Origin of the sequence: Coleofasciculus sp. FACHB-712, from assembly GCF_014695635.1 — a bacterium.
GTDB lineage: Bacteria > Cyanobacteriota > Cyanobacteriia > Cyanobacteriales > FACHB-T130 > FACHB-T130.
On record NZ_JACJOQ010000132.1, the window covers coordinates 1 to 5,798 of the forward strand.

Annotated in this window: 5 protein-coding genes and 1 pseudogene; 3 read left to right on the forward strand and 3 right to left on the reverse strand. The window is 49.3% G+C overall.

Features of this window, described 5'->3' with window-relative positions; translation table 11 throughout:
* Window positions 1-648, forward strand: a pseudogene (locus tag H6F50_RS03310) (IS1 family transposase); the annotation flags it as partial.
* A gap of 141 nt (window positions 649-789) precedes the next feature.
* Here H6F50_RS03310 and mutY read toward each other — a convergent pair.
* From mutY to H6F50_RS03325, 3 genes are all read right to left on the reverse strand, one after another.
* Window positions 790-1,914 carry an A/G-specific adenine glycosylase gene (gene mutY / locus H6F50_RS03315; RefSeq protein WP_190426320.1) on the reverse strand — a complete coding sequence of 375 codons (1,125 nt, stop codon included), beginning with the start codon at window positions 1,912-1,914 and terminating at the stop codon, window positions 790-792.
* A gap of 30 nt (window positions 1,915-1,944) precedes the next feature.
* Window positions 1,945-2,292: a DUF760 domain-containing protein gene (locus H6F50_RS03320; RefSeq protein WP_190412166.1), complete on the reverse strand. Its 348-nt coding sequence runs from the start codon at window positions 2,290-2,292 to the stop codon at window positions 1,945-1,947.
* A gap of 362 nt (window positions 2,293-2,654) precedes the next feature.
* Window positions 2,655-3,614 (reverse strand): RNA polymerase sigma factor, RpoD/SigA family, encoded by a 960-nt coding sequence (locus H6F50_RS03325; protein WP_190412167.1) that lies wholly within the window; start codon window positions 3,612-3,614, stop codon window positions 2,655-2,657.
* A gap of 729 nt (window positions 3,615-4,343) precedes the next feature.
* Here H6F50_RS03325 and H6F50_RS03330 point away from each other — a divergent pair.
* Both H6F50_RS03330 and H6F50_RS03335 read left to right on the forward strand, forming a co-directional pair.
* Complete coding sequence (locus tag H6F50_RS03330) at window positions 4,344-4,988, forward strand: histidine phosphatase family protein (protein WP_190412168.1); 645 nt, start codon at window positions 4,344-4,346, stop codon at window positions 4,986-4,988.
* Between the two features lie 4 nt (window positions 4,989-4,992).
* On the forward strand, window positions 4,993-5,798 hold an 806-nt coding region (locus tag H6F50_RS03335; protein ID WP_190426323.1), incomplete at its 3' end, for a glucokinase.

A 5,798-nucleotide genomic window follows, 5' to 3' on the forward strand; every position in this document is an offset into this window, starting at 1 on the left:
AAACCGCGATTCCGTTGCCAGGAGTGTGGGCGACAGTTCGTCGAGAATGCAACCCGACAACCGATTGATGAGGCAACTCGTCAATTGATTGATAAGTTGTTGCTCGAACGCCTTGCACTTGCCGCAATTGCACGGGTAACGGGTGTTTCTGAGCGTTGGCTGCAAATGTACGTCAATCAGAAGTTTTATCAAACTCCAAAAACTGTCGAAGTCACCCAAAAAAACCGGGTCGGCTGATAATTCAGTTGGACGAGATGTGGTCGTTTGTTGGCGCTAAAACGAATAAACAATGGATCTGGCTCGCCATTGATGCTGGTAGCCGTGAGATTGTTGGCGTATTCGTTGGAGATCGTTCTCGGCAAGGCGCAAAGGGGCTTTGGCAATCCTTACCAGCTGTTTACCGCCAGTGCGCGATTTGCTACACCGATTTTTGGGAGGCGTATGAGCAGGTACTACGCCCGAAAGCGGCATCGCGCAGTCGGCAAAGAAACGGGAAAAACTAGCTATATCGAACGGTTCAACAACACCTTACGGCAACGAGTGGGGCGCTTAGTTCGTAAAACCTTATCTTTCTCCAAGAAGTTGAGTAATCACATTGGTGCGATTTGGTATTTTGTGCATCATTACAACGCCTCCCTTCGCTCTTAACCATTACTATTCACCACTACCAAAATTTTATAAAAAAGATTGAGTGCGATCGCACTCTTCCCTATTCCCTGTTTTCTTTGCGTCCTTTGCGTCCTTTGCGTCCTTTGCGTTTTTGCGGTTCGTAAATCGAATTAGAAAATTCTAAGCCTGCCGCAGGGCATCGATAACTTGGATGTTCGCTTTGGGAAAGGGAAACTGATCGATTTCATCCAGTGTCACCCAGCGGATTTCATCGGATTCGATCGGTTGGGGAATGCCTGTGAGGTGGCGACAGTGATGGACGTTGAGGGTGACGCGGAAGTGGGTATAGGTGTGGTCAATGGTGATGAGATGTTTGCCCACTTCAATTTCAATGCCCAATTCCTCCTGAATTTCTCTTTTAATGCATTCCTCGACGGTTTCACCAGGCTCTAATTTGCCGCCAGGGAATTCCCAAAGACCTCCCAGAAGACCGTTCTGGGGTCTGCGATCGATGAGAATTTCTTTCTGCTCGTTCCAGATAACGGCAACGCCGATGTTTTTGTGGGGGATGGGGGAAGAGGTTTCGCGCATGGGTAAAGTTGACTGAATATTCAAATTGTATGCGCGACAGTGGGACATCCAGGGACATCTGTTGCAGGCTGGGTTGTGGGGAGTGCAGATAGTGGCTCCCAAATCCATCAGCGCCTGATTAAAATCTCTGGGCTGTTCGGGGTCGAGGAGGCTCTCTGAGAGCTGCCAGAGCGGTTTTGTTGCTTTTGTTGGTGGCACTGGCAATGCTACCAGCCGCGCTAAAACCCGCTTGACGTTGCCATCTAGAATCGCCACGGGTTGATTGAAGGCGGCGCTGAGGATGCCCCCGGCGGTGGTGCGTCCAATCCCGGATAAAGCTAAAACGTCTGATAGGTGGGTAGGAAAAATTCCGTTGTGACGTTGGATAATTTCCTGAGAGGCTTTGTGCAGATTACGGGCACGGGCGTAGTAACCGAGTCCCTGCCAAGCTTTGAGGACTTGCTGCAAGTCAGCGGCGGCGAGGGTTTCAATTGTGGGAAATTGGGCTAACCACCGCTGGTAGTAAGGAATAACTGTTTTTACCTGGGTCTGCTGGAGCATGATTTCCGATACCCAGATGGCGTAGGGGTCGGGGTGGTGACGCCAGGGGAGGTCTCGACCGTTTTGGGAGTACCAGGCTAGAAGCGATCGCCTAAACTCCAAAATAGCAGAACTCGGCAGACTGACTTCCCAGTCTGCCGAGCCGCTTTGTTGCTGCAATTGCAGTACAATCATCGGAACTGGCGCTGATGCCGCTCAATTTGCCTATTCAGCATCAGATACATTGACTTCAGTAGCACCTGTCAAGGCATTTTCAAAGGTCATTCTTTGTTCGGCGTTCCGCAAGAAATAGCCGCTAATCATCGCCGAAGCCAGCATACGCCCTAAGTTTTCACGATTGGTGGTGATCGTTACACCAAAATGTTCTGGTGGTAGGTGCCCCAACAGCCCAACAATATTGCGTTCCATCACCTGAAATACTTCCTGAGACGCGGGTTTGGAAAGCTGAGTAATCGTCTCTGGACTCATGGATTGGACGTATTGCCAAAGCAAGTTGCCGCCTTCCGACTCACCTTCAAAGAACTCTGAGACTCGATTTGACGGGTTGTTCACTTTGTTTCTCCGTACTTTCTAGAGGCAGCTACTCTCAAATCCTTGTACCAGGGTAGATCGCTGCTCAATACTTGTTCTATCGATCGACTCGGAAACTAGCTCCGAGAGTTGTAAATCCTTCTAATACCCTTAATTTAGCAGGCTCCTTCCGGGGTCACAGTGGGCAGAACCGAACTTTAAACGGCGGATTCTTTTACCTTTATTAAGTGCTGAGAAAGTTCATACTCAAAACTTAAAACTGGCTACTCAGCCCTCAGCCCTAGCTCCTAATCCCTGACTCCTCAGTCCTCAGTCCTCAGCCCTCAGTCCTCAGTCCTAACTCCTCAGTCCTCAGTCCTAACTCCTCAGTCCTAACTCCTCAATTAGCTAGCCGCAATGTATTCCCGCATATCGGCTTTGCGCTTGCGAAGCTTGGAGAGGGCTTCCCGTTCGATTTGCCGTACTCGTTCCCGACTGATGTTGAGAAGTTCGCCAATTTTTGCCAGCGTCATGGCTTGTCCATCGGCTAAACCAAACCGCAGCGCTAATACCTCGCGTTGTTGAGGCGTTAAGTCTGACATTAGTTTTTCTAAGTCAACTTGGAGGGAAGATTGAGTTGCGAAGTCTTCTGGGGAAGGGCCGGTGTCTTCCAGTAGTTCTACCAGTTCTGTATCCTGATTATCTCCGACACGCAGATCCAAAGAAAGGGGCTGACGCGCCCGTTCTAGGTACTCCCGAACTTGCTTGGGGGTCAATTCTAGTTCGGCGGCGAGTTCGCCGACTGTAGCAGCTCGTCCCAGGTTTTGAGCAAGTTGGCGCTGAGCTTTCTTAATTTTGTTGAGTTTTTCGGTGATGTGAATGGGGAGGCGAATGGTGCGTCCTTTTTCTGCGATCGCGCGAGTAATCGCCTGCCGAATCCACCAATAAGCATAAGTGGAAAATCGGTAGCCTTTGGTGGGATCAAATTTTTCGACGCCCCGTTGCATTCCCATTGTGCCTTCCTGGATCAAGTCCAAGAGGTCTACGTTACGTTTGATGTACTTTTTGGCAACCGAAACGACGAGCCGCAAGTTGGCTTCGACCATCTTGCGCTTGGCGATTTCACCCACTGCGATCGCCTGCTGTAACTCTTTCTCTGACAACCCAGTTGAAGAAGCCCACGCCTCGTCGGTTGGCTCGTGTCCTAACTGCAACAAGAGTGAATTTTTTACTTCCTGCAAGGTGGCTAAGCGCTGTACTTGTTTTCCATAAAGGATTTCCTGCTCGTGAGTAAGCAGGGGAACGCGCCCAATTTCTCGCAAGTAAGCACGGACGGTATCTGTAGAGGTCTGAGCAGTTTTCATAGCGCTGAGTCTTGAATCAGAGCGATAATTTAAAGCGATCGCAATTGTAAACTATTGTAACCTTTCTGAAAGATGCTGTGTCTATCCCAAGAGGGGGGTTCCTATGCCTTTTCCTTCAACATCAGCTAGTAAAAGGGTACCCACGAATCCATCGGATAATTGCATCTTGAGAAACAAAATGAGAAAAATCTTGCAGATGCTTACTGACACTCAGCGACATTGATAGGTGGGGGTAGGACGATGCTCGCGGCACCTTGGTCTCTAGGAAAAAGTATTACGAAGCGTTAGCAACTCCAATTGAGCAATTGCTCTCATCAGTGAGGGACGCGATCGCGGTATTACATTATTGCACCAGGTCTGAGAGCGAAAAGCCGAAAAATAGGGATTTTCTTAAGCAAAAGGATGACTTTCTGGGCGCAAAGTGCCAGAAAACCTGGTAATCGCAGTTTGAGGAGAATCCGGTCTGTCTATTCCGCTTGGAAAACTTGGGAGAAACGACTGAGATTGATTTTGCAGAGTATATTAAATTGGCAGCTTGCTCAAGAGGCTGCGATCGCCATCGCTTTCTACCATTTTGGATTTTAGATTATAGAAGACGAGCTAGCGATAGCGAAGCGCTGACTTGTCAGTTCGCGTCTGGAGCCAGCTGCCACTTCCAACAATTGATTGGCGGCGACCTTTAGGTGAAATCGTATTCGGCTTGCTCTTTGCTCATTATCCCCTAAACCCATGACCCAAACCGTCTGGATTGCAAGACACGCCAACCGCCTCGACTTCGTGAACCCCGACTGGTTCTTAACCGCCGAACGTCCCTACGATCCACCCCTGTCTGAGGACGGCGTGGAACAAGCCAAACAACTCGCGCAGCGCCTGAAGGGAGAAAAGATTGCCCATATTTTTGCCTCGCCCTTCCTGCGAACGGTACAAACGGCGCACCAAGTTGCACAAGTGCTGAATTTACCAATTAAACTTGAGTCTGGCTTAAGCGAATGGTTAAATCCTCACTGGATGCCAGCGATGCCTGAAAGATTGTCAATGGAAGCATTGCACGAGCAATTTCCCCAAATTGACCTCAGTTACACTTCTCGCGTAATCGCGAATTATCCCGAAACTGGGGAAGAAGTAATGGAACGCTCTGGGGAAGTCGCAAGACGCCTTGCATCTGAGTTTTCCGAAGATATCTTATTGGTGGGTCACGGTGCATCAGTGCTGGGTGCAACTCTCGGTATCCGGGGGGGTACAGCCGAAACTGAAGTAAACGCCGCGCTGTGTTGTTTGGTTAAGCTGGTGCGCGATGGTGAAGAATGGGTGATGGAACTCAATGGAGATGTTTCTCACTTGAGTCAAACTGAAAAAGTCATCCGGTTTAATTAAGGTCATGGGATTGTTATTAGCAGGGGATATCGGGGGTACTAAGACGATTCTGCGCTTGGTAGAAGCGTCTGATTCTGGGGAATTATTGCAAACTCTGTATGAGGAGATTTTCCCCAGTGGCAATTTTCCCGATTTGGTGCCAATGGTGCGGCAGTTTTTGACGGCAGCGGCTGGACAACTCGGCGAGACACCGAAACCGGAAAAAGCTTGTTTTGCGATCGCGGGTCCTGTTGTCAACAACACCTCTATACTGACCAATCTATCTTGGTCGCTTGATAGCAAACGGCTAGAGCAACAATTAGGAATCGCTGCGGTTAGTTTAATCAACGATTTCGCCGCTGTTGGCTATGGGGTCCTGGGTTTAGCCGAATCAGACTTGTACACTTTGCAAGCTGGCAAGCATCAGGAAGACGCCCCGATTGGCGTGATTGGTGCGGGTACCGGCTTAGGACAAGGGTTTTTAATCCGCTTAGCATCCAACGCCCATAAAGTGTTCCCCTCGGAAGGCGGACACGCTGACTTTGCACCTCGCTCGGAGTTAGAATTTCAGCTGTTGAAATATCTGCTCGATAAGCACAATATTCAGCGAATTTCAGTCGAGCGAGTGGTTTCCGGTCTAGGCATTGTCTCAATTTACCAGTTCCTAAGAGATCGGAAAATTGCTGAGGAATCGTCAGAAATTGGGCAGATGATTAGAAACTGGGAACAAGAGATCGGGCAGAAAGACAAGACGATCGATCCCGCGGCGATTATTGGTAAAGCTGCTTTGGAAAAGAGCGATCGCTTGTGCGAACAAACGATGCAAATCTT